Annotated in this window: 16 protein-coding genes; 13 read left to right on the top strand and 3 right to left on the bottom strand. The window is 52.4% G+C overall.

Annotation, left to right across the window (positions count from 1 at the left end; genetic code table 11):
* The first annotated feature begins 187 nt into the window (after nt 1–187).
* The 11 genes from BBD42_RS03110 (at nt 188) to thiD (ending at nt 10,294) form a co-directional block, all read left to right on the top strand.
* Nucleotides 188–1,486, top strand: a complete 1,299-nt coding sequence (locus tag BBD42_RS03110) for an acetylornithine deacetylase (RefSeq protein ID WP_099516951.1) — start codon at nt 188–190, stop codon at nt 1,484–1,486.
* 456 nt (nt 1,487–1,942) lie between these two features.
* Nucleotides 1,943–2,614, top strand: coding sequence for a thiaminase II (gene tenA / locus BBD42_RS03105; RefSeq protein WP_099516950.1), 672 nt, complete (start codon nt 1,943–1,945; stop codon nt 2,612–2,614).
* Between the two features lie 5 nt (nt 2,615–2,619).
* Nucleotides 2,620–3,519 carry an ABC transporter ATP-binding protein gene (locus tag BBD42_RS03100; protein ID WP_099521424.1) on the top strand — a complete coding sequence of 300 codons (900 nt, stop codon included), beginning with the start codon at nt 2,620–2,622 and terminating at the stop codon, nt 3,517–3,519.
* Entirely contained in the window at nt 3,516–4,283 is a 768-nt protein-coding gene (locus BBD42_RS03095; RefSeq protein WP_099516949.1) for an ABC transporter permease, read from the top strand. Before BBD42_RS03100 ends, BBD42_RS03095 begins: the two co-directional genes overlap by 4 nt.
* Before the next feature lie 80 nt (nt 4,284–4,363).
* Nucleotides 4,364–5,416, top strand: coding sequence for an ABC transporter substrate-binding protein (locus BBD42_RS03090; RefSeq protein WP_099516948.1), 1,053 nt, complete (start codon nt 4,364–4,366; stop codon nt 5,414–5,416).
* A 20-nt stretch (nt 5,417–5,436) separates the two neighbouring features.
* Nucleotides 5,437–6,450 (top strand): ThiF family adenylyltransferase, encoded by a 1,014-nt coding sequence (locus BBD42_RS03085; RefSeq protein WP_056035920.1) that lies wholly within the window; start codon nt 5,437–5,439, stop codon nt 6,448–6,450.
* A gap of 124 nt (nt 6,451–6,574) precedes the next feature.
* The gene (gene thiE / locus BBD42_RS03080) at nt 6,575–7,204 is read left to right on the top strand and encodes a thiamine phosphate synthase (protein ID WP_099516947.1); all 630 of its coding nucleotides are present in this window, start codon (nt 6,575–6,577) and stop codon (nt 7,202–7,204) included.
* A complete protein-coding gene (gene thiS / locus BBD42_RS03075) occupies nt 7,204–7,401 on the top strand; it encodes a sulfur carrier protein ThiS (protein WP_099516946.1) in 198 nt (65 codons plus the stop codon). The genes thiE and thiS overlap by 1 nt, the downstream gene beginning before the upstream one ends.
* A gap of 5 nt (nt 7,402–7,406) precedes the next feature.
* Entirely contained in the window at nt 7,407–8,186 is a 780-nt protein-coding gene (locus BBD42_RS03070; protein ID WP_056035911.1) for a thiazole synthase, read from the top strand.
* Nucleotides 8,187–8,219: 33 nt separating this feature from the next.
* Nucleotides 8,220–9,329: a glycine oxidase ThiO gene (gene thiO, locus BBD42_RS03065; RefSeq protein ID WP_099516945.1), complete on the top strand. Its 1,110-nt coding sequence runs from the start codon at nt 8,220–8,222 to the stop codon at nt 9,327–9,329.
* 116 nt (nt 9,330–9,445) lie between these two features.
* Complete coding sequence (gene thiD, locus BBD42_RS03060) at nt 9,446–10,294, top strand: bifunctional hydroxymethylpyrimidine kinase/phosphomethylpyrimidine kinase (protein WP_099516944.1); 849 nt, start codon at nt 9,446–9,448, stop codon at nt 10,292–10,294.
* Between the two features lie 94 nt (nt 10,295–10,388).
* Here the strand turns inward: thiD and BBD42_RS03055 are convergent, their stop codons facing one another.
* From BBD42_RS03055 to BBD42_RS03045, 3 genes are all read right to left on the bottom strand, one after another.
* Nucleotides 10,389–10,625 (bottom strand): DUF6953 family protein, encoded by a 237-nt coding sequence (locus BBD42_RS03055; protein ID WP_172455375.1) that lies wholly within the window; start codon nt 10,623–10,625, stop codon nt 10,389–10,391.
* 69 nt (nt 10,626–10,694) lie between these two features.
* Nucleotides 10,695–11,591 carry a PhzF family phenazine biosynthesis protein gene (locus BBD42_RS03050; protein ID WP_099516943.1) on the bottom strand — a complete coding sequence of 299 codons (897 nt, stop codon included), beginning with the start codon at nt 11,589–11,591 and terminating at the stop codon, nt 10,695–10,697.
* A gap of 53 nt (nt 11,592–11,644) precedes the next feature.
* A complete protein-coding gene (locus BBD42_RS03045) occupies nt 11,645–11,935 on the bottom strand; it encodes a hypothetical protein (protein WP_099516942.1) in 291 nt (96 codons plus the stop codon).
* A 574-nt stretch (nt 11,936–12,509) separates the two neighbouring features.
* Here BBD42_RS03045 and BBD42_RS03040 point away from each other — a divergent pair.
* Entirely contained in the window at nt 12,510–14,651 is a 2,142-nt protein-coding gene (locus BBD42_RS03040) for a methyl-accepting chemotaxis protein (protein WP_099516941.1), read from the top strand.
* A gap of 124 nt (nt 14,652–14,775) precedes the next feature.
* A complete protein-coding gene (locus BBD42_RS03035; protein ID WP_099516940.1) occupies nt 14,776–15,429 on the top strand; it encodes a hypothetical protein in 654 nt (217 codons plus the stop codon).
* The last annotated feature ends 384 nt before the right edge of the window (nt 15,430–15,813 follow it).

Raw genomic sequence — 15,813 nt, 5'->3', positions numbered from 1 at the left:
AACTTGTTTTCCTGACCGTTAATCTGATCCAGGTAATGCTGGCGTAGAGAACATAACGAAACCTAGCCATTCGTGTATTCTCGAATGGTTTTTTTGTATTTCTCCGCGGAAAAAAGCGGCTTTGTCTAGGGCGGTATTTTGGACAAGCTGCGAGCATTGCTTTCCTTCAGGAAAGGGGAGAAAGTAGATGACAGAAGCGTGGATTGAAGCATTGCAGCAGCAGGTGGATGAGCGCCAGGATGAGCTGTTCGCACTGTTAGCCGAGCTGGTGGCGTATCCAACCGTCAGCCCTCCGGCACGCAATACGCTGGAAGCGCAGCAGTTTTTGGAGAAGCAGCTGCAAGCGAACGGTTTTGCAACTGAGCTGTGGGAGGTTTACCCGGGCGATCCGAACGTGACAGCGGTAAAACGGGGCACCGATAGCGAGCGTTATCGCAGCCTGCTGCTCAATGGGCATATGGATGTTGCCGAGGTGGGCGACAGCGGCGGCTGGAAGCGTGATCCGTTCAAGCTGGTGCTAGAGGATGGACGCGCCTATGGGCGTGGAACCGCCGATATGAAGGGCGGGCTTGCGGCATTGCTGTTTGCAAGCAAGCTGCTGACCGAAGCGGGTGTGGAGCTGAAAGGGGATTTGCTGTTCCAAGCCGTTATTGGCGAGGAAGCGGGCGAGGCAGGCACTCGCGCTTGTATGGAGCGCGGCTGCGAAGCGGATTTCGCCATCGTCGCTGATACGAGCGGGCTGGCGATTCAAGGCCAGGGCGGCGTTATAACCGGCTGGGTCACCTTGCAAAGTCCGGAGACGTTCCATGATGGTATGCGTTCGCGCATGATCCATGCCGGAGGCGGCGTTCAAGGAGCCAGCACGATTGAAAAAATGGCCAAGCTGATCGCCGGGCTTCAAGATTTGGAGCGCCACTGGGCAGTGAGCAAATCCTATGATGGTTTTCCTCCCGGCTCCAATACGATTAACCCTGCGGTCATTGAAGGCGGGCGTCATGCCGCTTTTATTGCGGACCGCTGTTCGTTATGGATTACGGTTCATTTTTACCCGAATGAAGATTATGAAACGATAGCTTCCGAGATTGAAGAGCATTTGCTAGGCGTGGCGCAGGGCGATCCGTGGATGCGCCACAATCCGCCAACCTTCCGCTGGGGAGGGCGCTCGATGATCGAGGAGCGCGGCGAAATTTTCCCTTCGCAGGAGTTGAATCCGCAGTGGTCGGGGCTGAAGGCGCTGGAGCAAAGCCATCAGCAAGTGCTCGGCGTACTGCCTGTGGTTGGCATGAGCCCAAGCGTAACCGATGCGGGCTGGATCGGCAGGGAAGGCATTCCGACGGTCATCTATGGTCCAGGCCAGCTGGAGCATGCCCATGCGGTAGACGAGAGTGTCGACAGCAACGAGCTCATTTATTATACAAAAGTTATACTCGGCTTCATCGCCGACTGGTGCAACCGCCCGAAAGCGGAAGCAGAGAGCAGCGTGTAGCGTGTAGTGAGTAGCGTGCATTATGCAGCGTGTAGTTGTCGAGCGGACAGAGAAGCCGTTAATTTGTGAAAAACAATGATTTTGCCTTGTTCGCGGACTCAGATGCAGTTATTGGCTGCAAAAAGCCTATATAGTCCCCGTTTTTCACTGAATAGCGGATTTCCTGTCCGCGAACAAGATTAAAGTGGCCAAATCGCGGAAATAGCGGAACGTCAGTCCTCGAACATAAGTCGGATTAATGAGAGTAAGTTAAAAGTAGCAGTTTTTATTGAAATAGATGTCTTTGAGTAAATGTGATGAGCTTATGAGAGTTAAAGAATCACTCTCTGTTAAATAAAAAGCCGGATGAAAAAGGGCAGAGCGGAGTGAAAGGTTTGAGCTGGAGAAGCGCAGCGATCGGAGGCTGAACTTTTACGCAGTGCAGCATCCTTGCTCATCCGGCGCCCGGAGGACATGATGAGCAAATTTAGCGATAGATTATATCAAGCAAGCCGCGAAGTGTGGCAGAAAAGCCATGAGCATCCGTTTCTCGTGGAAATGCGGGAAGGCACGCTGGATCCGCAGCGCTTCATCTATTATCTCAAGCAGGATTACGTCTATTTGATCGACTATGCAAAGCTGTTCGCCTACGGCAGTATAAAAGCTGGCGATATGGCAACAATGGTCAAATTCGCCGGGCTGTATCATTCCACGCTGCATGTGGAAATGGAGCTTCACCGCCAGTATGCCGACCGTTTTGGCGTGACGCGCGAGCAGCTCGAAGGCACGCAGCCTGCGCCAAGCAATATCGCGTATACAAAATATATGCTCGACGTGGCGGCGAATGGCTCGCTCGCGGAGGTTGTGGCAGCGCTGCTGCCATGCATGTGGAGCTACCGCGAAATTGGCGTAACCTTCGCTGAATATCCGGGCGCATTGGAGCATCCGCTTTATAAGGAGTGGATCCTCATGTACAGCTCGGAGGAGTTCGGCGAGCTGACGAACTGGTGCATTGGCCTAATGGACCAATTGGCAGCAGGGCTTCCAGAGCGGGAGCTTGCGAAGCTGGAGGAGCATTTTGTCACCACATCGAAGATGGAATATTTATTTTGGGATATGGCATATCGCCGTGAGGAGTGGCCAGTGTGAGCGTAATGAAAGGTCAGCCGGGAGAGCAGGGGCTTAAAAAAGCGGCTGGGGCAAGCGAGACAGCAGATGCAGAAGCAGAAGCAGCAGCGAGAACGACCGCTTCTGCACATAGCGAAAACAACGAGCCAGCAGGCCTTAGCGTCAGCGGACTGACGTATGCTTTTCCCGGCGGGCCGCCGCTGATTGAAGGGCTTGACCTGCATATTAAGCAGGGCGAGTTCGTCAGCGTGCTTGCGGCGAGCGGCATGGGCAAGACGACGCTGTTTCGTCTGCTGGCCGGGCTGCTGGAGCCGCAAGCCGGAACGATTACGATTGGCGGCGTGAATCGCCAGCAGCAGGCGGCGAAGATCGGCTATATGCCGCAGAAGGATTGCCTTATGCCGTGGCGGACGGTGCTGGATAATGCCGCGCTCGGCATGGAGCTGGCAGGAACGCCGAAGAAGGAAGCGCGCCAGCGGGTACGGGAGCTGCTGCCGGATTTCGGCCTCGCCGGAACCGAGGCGAAATATCCGCATGAGCTGTCGGGCGGCATGCGCCAGCGGGTGTCGTTTCTTCGCTCGCTGCTGGGCGGCGGCGAGCTCTTTTTGCTCGATGAGCCGTTCAGCGCCCTTGATGCGATGACGAGAGTCAGCATGCAGGAATGGCTGCTGCAAATTTGGGAGCAGCACCGCAAAACGATTGTTTTTATAACCCATGATATAGATGAAGCGCTGCTTCTGTCGGACCGGGTGCTGGTGGCGGCGAAGGCGCCGGTTGCCGAGCTGGTAGAATATCCGGTGGCACTGGCGCGTCCACGCACCTACGAGACGATGCTGAGCGAGCCGTTTGTGGCGTTAAAACGCCAGCTGCTTGGGCATTTCGGGCATGCGCACACAGCGGCTAGTTTAGAGGGGGGAAGCCGATGAAGCGCTTTTTCAAGAAGCATATGCCAGTTGTGCTGTTCATCCTCCTGCTAGCCGTTTTGTGGGAAGCCGGAACGCGAATATTCCAAATTCCCCATTATATTATCCCGCGGCTGTCTGATGTGCTCGTCTCCATGGCGGAGAACAGCGGGCTGCTGGCGCGGCATTTCGTCATCACATTAGGCGAGGCGCTGCTGGGGCTGGCGATTTCAATCGTGCTGGGAACGTTGTCGGCGATCTGGATCGACAGCTCATCGCTTGCACGCAAAACGCTGTATCCGCTCGTTGTCGCCTCGCAGACGATTCCGATTATTGCGCTGTCGCCGATTATGGTCATGTGGTTTGGCTATGAAATCGGCAGTAAAATCGCGGTTGTCATGCTGTTCACCTTTTTCCCTATTGCGATGAATACGGCGGACGGCTTCCGCTCGGCGGACCCGGATATCGGAGAGCTGCTGCGGACGATGGGAGCAGGCAAGCGCGAGCTGTTTCTCAAGTGGAAAATCCCTTCGGCGCTGCCGGAGTTTTTCACAGGGCTGAAAATGGCAGCGGCAATCAGCATCGGCGGCGCTACGCTTGGCGAATGGCTGGGCGGCGAAGCGGGCCTGGGCATGTACACGAAGCGGGCGGCGAATATGCTGCGCGGCGAAAGTGTTTTTTCCGGCGTGCTGCTGCTGTCGGCAATGGGCATTATGCTATTTTTGGCCGTATTGGCGCTTGAGCGAATTTGCCTATCCTATCGGAAAGAATCGAAAGTAGGCCAGTAAGGGGGCCCCAGAGCGGAGTGCCGCTCAAGCTTTATGGCCTTTTATATACTATAATAGAACAAGAAAGAGGTAAGTTGTTTATGCGTAAGCAGAATGAAGGTAATCGTAATTTTACGAAAAATAAAGCTTCCAAATGGAAACGCAGCTCATGGGTTGCAGCATGTCTGGCTTTGACGCTAGCCATTATGGCGGGCTGCTCCTCGGATAATAAAAACACGGCAAATAGCGCTGAAGGCACGCAAGAACTGACGGTGCTGCTCGACTGGTATCCGAATGCGGTGCACACGTTCTTGTATGCGGCGGAGGAGCAAGGTTATTTCAAGGAAGCGGGTCTCAATGTGAAGCTGCAGGTGCCGGCCGATACGAATGATGCACTTAAGCTGGTCGCAACAGGCAAAGCGGATCTGGCGATCAGCTATCAAATGCAGGTAGCTGTTGCCCGCGCAGAGGAAATTCCGATTGTATCGGTTGCCTCGCTCGTGCGCCACCCGCTGAACCAGCTGTTCGTGCTGGAATCGTCCGGCGTGAAGATGCCTAAGGATTTGGTCGGCAAAAAAATCGGCTACCCGTCGATTCCGCTGGATGAAGCGTACGTGAACACGATGGTGAAAACCGACGGCGGCGATCCGTCAGCACTGAACTATATCGATGTGGGCTGGGACCTGATTCCGGCCATGACCACGAAGAAGGTTGACGCGATTATCGGCGGCTATGTGAACCACGAGAAGCTGCTGCTGGAGAAGGAAGGCGAGAAGCTGATTGCGCTGAACCCTGCCGATTATGGCGTGCCGGATTATTACGAGCTTGTTATGACAGCGAGCGAGGATGGCGTTGCCAGCAAAAGCGAAGTGTTCAAGAAGTTTATCGACGCTGCGGCTAAAGGGCAGGAATATACGGCTAGCCATCCGGATGAGGCGCTTCAGGTGCTGCTCGACAAGCAAAGCGCGGATTATCCGCTCGATGCCGAGATCGAGAAGCAAAGCCTGCAGGTATTGCTGCCGCTCATGGATGCGGGCTCCGAAGCTTTCGGCAGCCAGACGGCGGAGTCGTGGAGCAATGTCATTTCATGGCTGCAGGAGCATGGCCAGCTGACGAAAGAGATCAAGGCGGAGGATGCATTCCGCAACCTATAATGGTGGAGGGAATACGGCGTATGGACGAACGCTATTCAAGACAGATGTTGTTTACGCCAATTGGTGAAGCAGGGCAGCGCAAGCTAAGCGAAAGCGCTGTGCTTATTATAGGAATGGGAGCGCTCGGCACTGTTCTGGCCAATCATATGGTCAGAGCGGGGGTCGGGCTCGTCCGTTTCGTGGATCGTGATTATGTGGAACGCAGCAATCTTCAGCGGCAGATGCTTTACGACGAAGAGGATGTCGAGAACGGCTATCCGAAGGCAGTTGCCGCCGAGAAGAAGCTGCGCAAAATCAATTCCGATGTCAAAATTGAAGCGATTGTCGCTGACGTCACCGTTCAAAATATCGACGCGCTGCTGGCGGATATCGATCTCGTGCTTGATGGGACGGATAATTTTCAGACGCGCTTTCTGCTCAACGATGCTTGCTTCCGCAGCGGCATTCCGTTTACTTATGGCGGGGCGGTCAGCTCGCGGGGCATGAGCGCGATTCTCGTGCCGGGCGCTACGCCGTGTCTGCGCTGCTTTATTCAATCGGCGGATGCGGGCGGACAAACCTGCGATATGATTGGCGTTATTTCGCCAGTTGTGGATATTGTCGCTTCCTACCAAGCGGTAGAGGCGCTTAAATATTTGGTCGGAGCTGCGGATAAAAGAAGAAACAGCCTAATGACCTTCGATTTATGGCAAAATCACGCATTCGAGATGAAGCTGGGCGAGCCTGCGAAGCAGTGCCCTTGCTGCCAGCTGAAGCAGTATCCGGCTTTGCAGGTAGCAGAGCAGGATGCGGCGGTCTCGCTATGCGGACGCAGCACCGTGCAAATTTCCGGCGGCGCTCCGCTTCATTTGGAGCAGTGGCGGCAAAGGCTGGAACCGATTGCTGTGGAGCTTACGCATAACGCTTATTTGCTGAAAGCCGAGCTGCCGGAAGGCGAGCGGCTCGTGCTGTTCCCCGATGGGCGTGTGCTTGTGCAGGGAACGGAAGATATGGTCCGTGCCAAAACCTTATATGCCCGTTATATCGGAAACTAAGGAGCTGCGAGAAAATTAGTACCCGCTTTTGTTGGCAAAATCTCCACGCTTTTGGGAGTGTTGTCAATAAATTAGCGGCACTTTATTTCGTCATAGTCTCCAACAGCGAAGGGAATGTGTGAATATGAAGGATTTTCGTTTATATGCGATTACAGGCGAGGAATTTCATCCGGGCCGCGATTTAATCGAGGTAATGGAGGAAGCGATTTACGGCGGCGTTGATATTATTCAGCTGCGCGACAAGTCGGGTGACAAGCCGGCGATTTTGGAAAAAGCACGGGCGCTCCGCGAGCTGACCCGCAAGCATGGCGTAACCTTTATCGTCAATGACTACATTGATATTGCGCTGGAAGTGGATGCGGACGGCATTCATTTGGGCCAGGGCGATGTGCCGCTTGTGGAAGCACGCAAGCTTGTGGGCGATAAAATCATCGGCATTTCCACGCATGCCATTGAAGAGGCCCTGCTTGCCGAGGAGCAAGGTGCCGACTACATCGGTGTCGGTCCTGTGTTTCCGACGAAGACGAAGGTTGACGTTGTTGATCCGGTAACGGTTAATTATGTGCGCGAGGTAGCGGATAAGGTGAAAATCCCATTTGTCGCTATCGGCGGCATCAAGCTGCGCAATGTGGATGAGGTTATTGCAGCTGGCGCGACGCGCATTTGCGCGGTTAGCGAAATTGTCGGCAGCAGCGATATTTCCGGCACCTGCCGTTCTTTTCTAGACAAGCTGGATAAATGGGGAGAGTCATAATGGAACTAGTCATTAACGGTGTGAAGCAGGAGCTGGCAGCGAGGACGATTGAAGAGGTTATTGCCCATTTTGAACTGACGGGCAAGCCGGTTGTCGTTGAAGCGGATGGAGCGGTGCTGACACAGGAGCAATGGGCAGCAACCGAAGTTCGCGAAGGCATGAAAATCGAGCTTGTACATTTTGTAGGAGGAGGCTGAAGCGAATGAAGCCGGATGTATGGCATATTGGCAACCGTGAACTAACGTCCCGATTTTTTATCGGCACCGGGCTTTTTCCAAGTCCTTATGTACAGAGGGAGGCGATTGAGGCGTCAGGCGCCGAGGTGCTGACGTTTGCGATTCGCCGCATTAATTTGGAGGCGACCGAGGACGATTCGATTCTTCAGCATTTGCAAGGCCAATCGTATCAATATTTGCCGAATACTTCAGGAGCAAGCACGGCGGAGGAAGCGGTGCGGATCGCGCGTCTTGCGCGGGCTTCTGGGCTCAGCGACTGGATCAAGGTCGAGATTAGCGCCAATGAGCGCACGCTGCTGCCTGATCCGATTGAAACGCTGAAGGCGACGGAAATTCTCGTAAAAGAGGGCTTTACCGTCCTTCCGTATACGTCGGATGATCCGGTCATTTGCAAGCGGCTGGAGGAAGCCGGCGCTGCGGCTGTTATGCCGGGAGCGGCTCCGATTGGGACGGGCCTTGGCATTTTGAACCCTTATAATTTGGGCCTTATTGTAGAGGAAGCGAAAGTTCCAATTATCGTCGATGCGGGGCTTGGCTCGGTCAGTGATGTGACCCAGGCGATGGAGCTTGGCGTGGCGGGCGTGCTGATGAATACACCGGTTGCGAAGGCGAAAGATCCAGCAGGCATGGCGCGGGCGATGAGGCTCGGCATTGAAGCTGGCCGTCTGGCTTATTTGTCAGGCCGCATTTCGAAGAAGCGCTACGCTTCGGCAAGCAGCGGTTATGAGGAGTTTAAGCTGAAATAACAGCATCATTCAACAAGGAAAGCTGGTTAGGACATGGGAGAACGGATTGTAATCATGGGCGGCGGCATTATTGGCTTATCCTGTGCGTTCGAGCTGCGGAGCCGCGGTCATCAGGTGACGGTGCTGGAAATTGGCAGCTGCGGGGGACAGGCGTCCGGAGCGGCTGCAGGGATGCTGGCTCCTTTTTCGGAAAATGTTGAGGGGCCGGATGACTTTTTTCGCTTATGCGCGCAGAGCTTGCGGCTGTATCCTTCGTTTACAGATCGCGTGAAGCAGGTTTCCGACGTGCCTTTCGAATATACCGAATCCGGGAGCATGTATATCGCTTACCATGATGCGGATATTTTGGCGCTTGAAGGCAGGCTGCGCTGGCAGCGGGAGTATGGTTCGTCGGGCAGCCTGCTGGAAGGTGGCGACGTGTTTCGGCTGGAGCCAAAGCTGTCAGGCAAGGTGCGGGCGGCGCTGTATACGCCGGAGGAAAGCCATCTGTATGCGCCGCATTATGTCAAAGCGCTGGAGCATGCCTGCCGCTTGCTGGATGTTCATATACATGAGCATTTGGAGCAGGTTGCGATTAAGGATTGGCAGAGCACGGTCGTGCTGGAGGCAGCAGACGGACGTATTTTTGAAGGGGATCGGCTCGTTGTATGCTCGGGAGCTTGGGCGCAGCAGCTGGAAGCCGCATTTGGCCTTCGCATTCCTGTTTATCCGATTCGCGGACAAATTTGCGCTTATGAGACGGTGGAGAAGCCCGTTCACCATATGGTGTTTTGCAATCAGGGCTATCTCGTGGCGAAGGAAAATAATACGCTCGTATGCGGCGCCTCCGAGGATGTAGCCGGGTTCGAGACGAGCGTGACGGAGAAGGGCATTGAGCGCCTGCGAAAATGGAACAAGCAAGCTTTCCCGTTTCTCGAAACGTGGACGCCGTTCCACAAATGGGCGGGACTTCGCCCTTCCACGCAGGATGGCTTCCCGCTGCTCGGCGCGCTGGCGCAATCTGGCCGCGTCGTGATGGCGGTAGGGCATTACCGCAATGGGATTTTGCTCAGCCCCGTTACAGCACAGCTTGCAGCTGATAGTGTAGAAGGCAAGAAGATGCCAGACTTCATGCAGGCTTTTGCTCCTGAGCGGTTCAGCTAGGCAGATTATCATTAGGCTTATATTTCTCGGAGTGAAACGCGCCGCGCCGCCGTAGGGCGGTGTCAGCCGTTTCACCTTGGTTCGGCATTTGATGAAGAAAGGGGCAAAAGTACATCATGAGCGTACATGGGAATGGACAGGCGCCGCGCAGTGTCCCAACGGCATTGACGATAGCGGGCTCGGACAGCGGCGGCGGCGCAGGCATTCAAGCGGACCTGAAAACGTTTCAGGAGCTTGGCGTATTCGGCATGTCTGCGGTGACTGCAATTACGGCGCAAAATACGCTTGGCGTACAAGGCGTATTTCCGCTTAGCGTGGATGCTGTCGTGCAGCAAATGCATTCGGTCGGCTCGGACATTGGCGTCGATGCGCTGAAGACGGGCATGCTGTTCAACAGTGAGATCATTACGGCTGTTGCGGCAACGATTGCCGAGCTTGGCTGGAAAAATGTCGTCGTCGATCCGGTCATGATCGCCAAAGGCGGAGCCTCGCTGCTGCAAGAGGAAGCCATCCGGGCGATGACGGACAAGCTGCTGCCCGTAACGACGGTAATTACGCCGAACATACCGGAAGCGGAGAAGCTGACGGGCATTGCGATCGTAACGTCGGACGATAAGCGGGAAGCGGCGAAACGGCTCGCTGGATATGGAGCAGGCTACGTCATTATTAAGGGCGGCCACGATACGGGAGAGGAAGCAATCGATCTGCTGTATGACGGCAGCGGCTTTACCGAGCTGGCAGGCAGACGAGTGGCGACGGCCCGTACGCATGGCACAGGCTGTACTTTTTCGGCGGCTCTTGCGGCAGGACTTGCAGAGGGGCTTGATATGGAAGCTGCAATGCGCCAAGCGAAAGCGTTTATTCAAGCGGCCATCGAGGACGGCATTCAAATTGGCGGCGGGCATGGTCCGACCAATCACTGGGCGTACCAGCGCAGCAAGCGGGCATTGCAAGCTCCACTATAGTAGAAAAAGCTATGCGGCTTCCGGTTAGGTTCTAACCGAAGGTTGCATAGCTTTTTTTTGAACGATATGAATTCATATGCTTCACACTTGCGGGCTAAGTCCAGCCCCAGAAAAAGCCTTCACGGTCCCAGGCAGCCTTGCCGCCATGGCCTTTTTTGAACGCTTTTTTAACTTCCTTGTCGATCGATGTATTTCCCTGCTCGTTCACATAAATGAACTGTTCTCCAAAATGGGCTGTAATATGGGCAACGGCCTTCTCCTGATGAAGAATGCCAGCAAACTTCAGCTCTCCAAGCATCCAATCGGCTACATCCTGTGCGGTATGGCTCAACGTATCTCTTCCTCTCTCATTCGCAGCTCTCGCCCACTATTATAATCAACCGCCGCGCATATGCCAAATTTACAGCAGGCTTACTTCAAAAGCATCCACATAAACGGCAGTGCCTGTCACTTCGATGAGTGGTTCATCCCGCCGTTTAGTGACTGTTACCAGAACACGTCCATCCCGGCCTATTTCATGGCCTTGTTCAATGCATAGCTCAAGCGAATGCTGCGGTTGCTCAGCCAAATGCGCTGCATAATAAGCGCCCATTACGCCAGATGCTGTACCTGTAACGGGATCTTCAATCGTGCCGGAATACGGCGATGAAAAATGTCTGGCATGCATATGAGCTCGTGGATCATAGGTTTCTAGGCAAAAAGGATGCAGAGAAGCACGCGGCATCTCCTGCAAAATTTCGGGGAACCGCTTATTATTTGGCTTCATACGGCGGAATGCCTCGAGACTTTTGATAGGAATTAACAGCGTCCATGTCCCCGTGCTGCCATAGACAATCGGAAGCTTCGTCTCCATGTCGCTCTCCTGAATGCCCATAGCAGCAGCCAGCTGTTCATAGGAACCGTTAAAAGCTTGGAACTGCGGAGCCGCCTGCGTCATCGTAATTTGAAGCTGCTCCTGCGCATCCGTGTGCAGCCGAACGGGAAGTACGCCTGCTTTTGTCTCAATCAGAAGCTCCGTTTTATCGCCTAACAGCCCTTTAGTTTGCAGCGCATAGAGCGTTGCCATCGTGGCATGGCCGCAAAGATTAATTTCGTGGCCCGGTGTAAAATAACGGATTCGGATATCCGCTACCTTCGATGGCAGCGGGAAAGCAGTCTCATTAAAGCCTACTTGCCCAGCGATAGCTAGCATTTCTTTTTCCGTCAGATCAGTGCCTGTTAAAACGACACCCGCCGGATTTCCTTTTCCCGGAATAGGGCTAAAGGCATCGTAATGATAGACTTTAATAGATGGCATATGTTTACTCCTTTATGACGTCTCTTTCTCAGCAGGCCTCCAAAAATGATCGACTATTCGCCGGGGTACCATTTATGTCCACAGCTCATGCAGCCATTCATAATCTTGTTTCTGCCATGCAGTCCAGTCAGCGCTGCGACAGGTGCAGCAAGGAAAAAGGAGGCTAAACATAACAGGCCGACAATGACATAAATAGCCCCTAATATTCCACCTGATGATTCGGAAAATCCGCCGCCGCTGAACGGGAATAAATACAGCATAACAACCGGAAAGGCAAGACCGATTATAAATAGCAGCACAGGCACAATGAGCATTAGAGCAAGCGTCACGAACAGATTGGTCACACTATAGCCTCTTGTTGTCATCATGACATGAGTGGACTTACATTTTACGCATAAAAGGGTAGGTGCATCAGTAGTATTGGTATTCTGCTCAACAACAACTGAAGGAGGTTGGCTTCTGGCAGCAGAGCTGCTTCCATAATTAGAACTGCTGCGGACATTGTTGGCAGGCTGGTTCGAAGAACGATTCGTTTGTGCCCGCATATTACGGTTTGGAGGCCGGTTATTAAAACGATTATTTTGGTTTTGCAAGGATGTATACTCTCCTTCTCCTTTATTGCGCGTACTGTTACATATTCGAACCTAGTATTCGACAAAGTGTCCCAATTTCCTTTCTTGTAGGAAGTAAGCGTCTATGAATACGATAGCAAGGCAAGGCATCAAAATCAGATGTCATAGGTTAACGCTTTATCCCATTGATTCCTTGTTTGCTCCAAGCCTTCCAGCACAATTTCCAAAATGAGGGCAGAGTCCAGCCTCCGTGCGACTTTTCCTTCATTTTTACTAAACAAATTCCCGTCTATAGCCGATATTTCTATTCATGAATAGCAATTAAATTAATAGGCGGGTGGCTCTTATGTTTTTCAAATTGTTAAGTCCTTTTACAGCTCTCATGTCCAGATTGAAGTATGCACAGAAATTTGTTGTCGTCAGTTTTCTATTTCTGATCCCGCTGGTCTTGCTGCTTGTTTTATGGGTTAACGAGCAGGAAGGAAACATTGAGTATATTCAGAGTGAGCATGACGGCGTCGCTTATATTAGGGAAATGATGCCGCTTATGCTTCAGGTGCAGCAGCACCGCGGACTTTCCTCGGGCTTGCTGAATGGCAATGCGGACGCCAAGGCAGAGGTTGATGCCAAATCGCAGGAAATTGCCAGCCTGATTCAAACGATAGACACGGAGCTGGTAGCATCTGGAATGGCGGGGGCGCAGGAGCTGTGGGAAGCTTGGAAGCAGCAGTGGACAAAATTAGATGCAAGCAACGCTACGATGTCGGCTGCCGAAAGTTTTGAAGGCCATTCCACGCTTGTTTTAGATTTAACCAATATTATGATTAAGCTTGCAGATGAATCGGGACTTTCGCTTGATACGCAGATGGATTCTTATTATTTGGGTTCTATGTTCGTCCAGCAGATTCCTGCGTTAATGGAGCATGCGGCGATTATTCGCGGCAAAGGCAATGGTGTGCTTACGAGTAAAAAAATGACGGAAAACGAAGAAATTAAGCTTCGTTTGGAAGCGGAAATGATCAATTATTCATTGACGAATATGAATAAGTCGCTGAGCAGCGCTTTAGGCTGGAACGAGGCATTGGTGCCATCGCTAGAGAAAAGCGGCGCAACGACCGTGACATCGCTTAAAAGCTTTGTAGCGCTGCTTAATACAGGTGTCCTTAACGGCTCCAACTTGACCATGAATGGATCGGAATTTTTCAAGTCTGGAACGGCGACGATTGGCGTATTAAACGACTTTTATGTGCAGGTCAATACAGAGCTTGAGCAGGTGCTCCAGCAGCGCATCGATGAGCTGACGGCTACTAGAAATATGCTGCTTGGCTTGACGGCTCTGTCCCTGCTGCTCGTTGCTATTTTCTACATGGCTTTCTACCGCAATGTAATGGTAACGGTGGCAGCGCTCCGGAACCGTGCGGATGCGATGGCGAAAGGCGACTTTTCCAAAGAATTGCATTTGGAAACGCGGGATGAACTGCTTCAGGTCGGCCATTCCTTTAATGAAATGATTCGCTCTTTGAATGTACTGCTGCGTAGAAACCAAATCGTATCCGAGCAGGCAGCGGCTTCATCGGAGGAGCTCACAGCCATTTCACATGAATCGACGCTTGCGATGAAGCAAATTGCCGAGTCCATTCAAGGGGTATCTGAAGGAACGGATGTACAGCGCGTATCGGCGGATGAAACGTCGAAAGCGATGAATGAAATGGCAGTTGGCATTACACGGATTGCCGAAGCGGCTTCAGAAGTGGCGGACGCTGCGGTCAAGGTGACGGGCAATGCTCAAGTAGGCGAAGAACAGCTTGGACAAACGGTGCGGCAAATGAACAGCATTCAAGCTTCGGCTGTCCGTTCAGGCGAGGTTGTTACGAAGCTGGATGAGCATTCGGTGCAAATTGGCCAAATCGTGCAAGCCGTTATGGCGATTGCCAAGCAAACGCAGCTATTGTCGCTGAATGCAAACATTGAAGCGGCAAGGGCTGGCGAGCATGGAAGAGGCTTTAGCGTCGTAGCCTCCGAAGTAGGCAAGCTGGCCGAGCAGACGAGCGAGTCGGTGCAGACGATATCTGAGCTGATCAGAGATATTCGGGCGCTGGTAAGCGAGAATGTGAAGGCGATGAGCGAGATGAAATCGGAGACAGCTTCGGGTCTTGCTTCTATTGAGCAGGCTAACACGACGATTGGCGATATTTTGCTTGAAGTCCGCTCGATGAGCGATCAAATTCAGGAAGTGTCGGCAGCTGCCGAGGAAATTTCCGCAGGCATGGAAGAGGTGACGGCATCGGTTGGCGAGGTAGCGAACATCTCGAATAAAACGTCGGATGAGGCCGAGACGATGGCCGCAGCTACGGAGGAGCAGCTTGCGTCGATGGAGGAAATTCAAGCATCAGCCGAGGCGCTGCGCGATATGGCCCAGCAGCTTCAGGACGATCTCAGTCATTTCGTGCTGAGCAGCGAGGATACGGAGCAAGCGAAGGCTGTATAGCACGGAAACATGGATAATGCTCGGGCTGTGCAAGCAGCCTGCAGATTATCCTTTTTTTGTATTCGGATCGAGTCGGATGGTAGAATGAAAGAAGGGCTGAAAAGAACATAAAGGAGAGCAAGCGATGAGATTTTTGAAAAAAACATTGATTTATATTTTGGTCGCTATCATTCTTATTTTTTTATTGAGAATGTTTGAGGTTAGCACTCCGGTATCGATCATCATTATATTTTTGACGTATGTGGCCGTAACGCTGGGCCCGTTATTTTATACCATTTTAGGAACGAGAAACTTGGCGAAAATCGAGAAATTTCTGCTCGCGAACCGTAAAATACCTAGCTACTATATCAACTATGCGGTAGCCAATCGTCTGGATGACGAGTTTGAAGAGAACATAGCGAAGCTGCTCAAGCAGTACAAGCAAAAGAATAAGCAAGCGTTGTTCAAGACGCTTCAGGCTCACTATAATAAGGATATTCAGAGCGTCCTGCACGAAATCGAATTTATTCAGCCAATCGAATATAGGTATTATTATCAGGCTTATTATTATATCGAAAGAAGAGAGTTTACGGAGGCTCATGACTATATAGATCGCATTTCCAAGGATTGGATGAAGCAATCTCTGCTATCTTACACGGAGTATAAACAGGGCAATCGGCCAAGGGCAATTGAGCTGGCGGAGGAAGCGTTGCAGGCTGCGCGGGGACTCCAGCTGTATGTGATGGTGAAAACATTCGAACGCGAGTACCCGGAGCTAAGGCAGCAGATGGCGAAGTAACTGGTTGGTGAATTAACGTTTGTTTGCTGTTGTGGGCTCGCGGGGCACTCTGGTCAGGACGTATAGAGCCTTACAGAAGCCGTATATAGTACAAACGGAAAAGATGCGGAACGGACCGCTGCTAATACAGCAGCGATGTCCGTTCTTTTTCTTTTTTTGGGGGAAAAGATGAGGCCGCTGCATTATAGATTTTTATGATCGTCTAATAGATTATTTCTGGGCTAATGCCGATTGACGATTAGCTGAGGGTAACCTATACTTGCCTAAATACAAGTAAACAACTGTGAATAATGAGTATAAGGATATGGTATAGCTGATTACAAGGTGAAACGGCTGTCGGATTCCTTTTGCGGCGCAGCGCGTTTCATTCCGAGAAATACAGAG

Source organism: Paenibacillus sp. BIHB 4019 (genome assembly GCF_002741035.1).
Classification (GTDB): domain Bacteria; phylum Bacillota; class Bacilli; order Paenibacillales; family Paenibacillaceae; genus Pristimantibacillus.
This window is presented reverse-complemented; position numbering and strand designations above follow the sequence as displayed.

Excerpts from the sequence above, each read along its gene's own strand:
- BBD42_RS03040 (WP_099516941.1), top strand. The coding sequence starts at position 12,510 with ATGTTTTTCAAATTGTTAAGTCCTTTTACAGCTCTCATGTCCAGATTG.
- BBD42_RS03100 (WP_099521424.1), top strand. The coding sequence starts at position 2,620 with ATGAAAGGTCAGCCGGGAGAGCAGGGGCTTAAAAAAGCGGCTGGGGCA.
- tenA (WP_099516950.1), top strand. The coding sequence starts at position 1,943 with ATGAGCAAATTTAGCGATAGATTATATCAAGCAAGCCGCGAAGTGTGG.
- BBD42_RS03070 (WP_056035911.1), top strand. The coding sequence starts at position 7,407 with ATGAAGCCGGATGTATGGCATATTGGCAACCGTGAACTAACGTCCCGA.
- thiO (WP_099516945.1), top strand. The coding sequence starts at position 8,220 with ATGGGAGAACGGATTGTAATCATGGGCGGCGGCATTATTGGCTTATCC.
- BBD42_RS03035 (WP_099516940.1), top strand. The coding sequence starts at position 14,776 with ATGAGATTTTTGAAAAAAACATTGATTTATATTTTGGTCGCTATCATT.
- thiD (WP_099516944.1), top strand. The coding sequence starts at position 9,446 with ATGAGCGTACATGGGAATGGACAGGCGCCGCGCAGTGTCCCAACGGCA.
- thiS (WP_099516946.1), top strand. The coding sequence starts at position 7,204 with ATGGAACTAGTCATTAACGGTGTGAAGCAGGAGCTGGCAGCGAGGACG.
- BBD42_RS03090 (WP_099516948.1), top strand. The coding sequence starts at position 4,364 with ATGCGTAAGCAGAATGAAGGTAATCGTAATTTTACGAAAAATAAAGCT.
- thiE (WP_099516947.1), top strand. The coding sequence starts at position 6,575 with ATGAAGGATTTTCGTTTATATGCGATTACAGGCGAGGAATTTCATCCG.
- BBD42_RS03085 (WP_056035920.1), top strand. The coding sequence starts at position 5,437 with ATGGACGAACGCTATTCAAGACAGATGTTGTTTACGCCAATTGGTGAA.
- BBD42_RS03110 (WP_099516951.1), top strand. The coding sequence starts at position 188 with ATGACAGAAGCGTGGATTGAAGCATTGCAGCAGCAGGTGGATGAGCGC.
- BBD42_RS03095 (WP_099516949.1), top strand. The coding sequence starts at position 3,516 with ATGAAGCGCTTTTTCAAGAAGCATATGCCAGTTGTGCTGTTCATCCTC.
- BBD42_RS03050 (WP_099516943.1), bottom strand. The coding sequence starts at position 11,591 with ATGCCATCTATTAAAGTCTATCATTACGATGCCTTTAGCCCTATTCCG.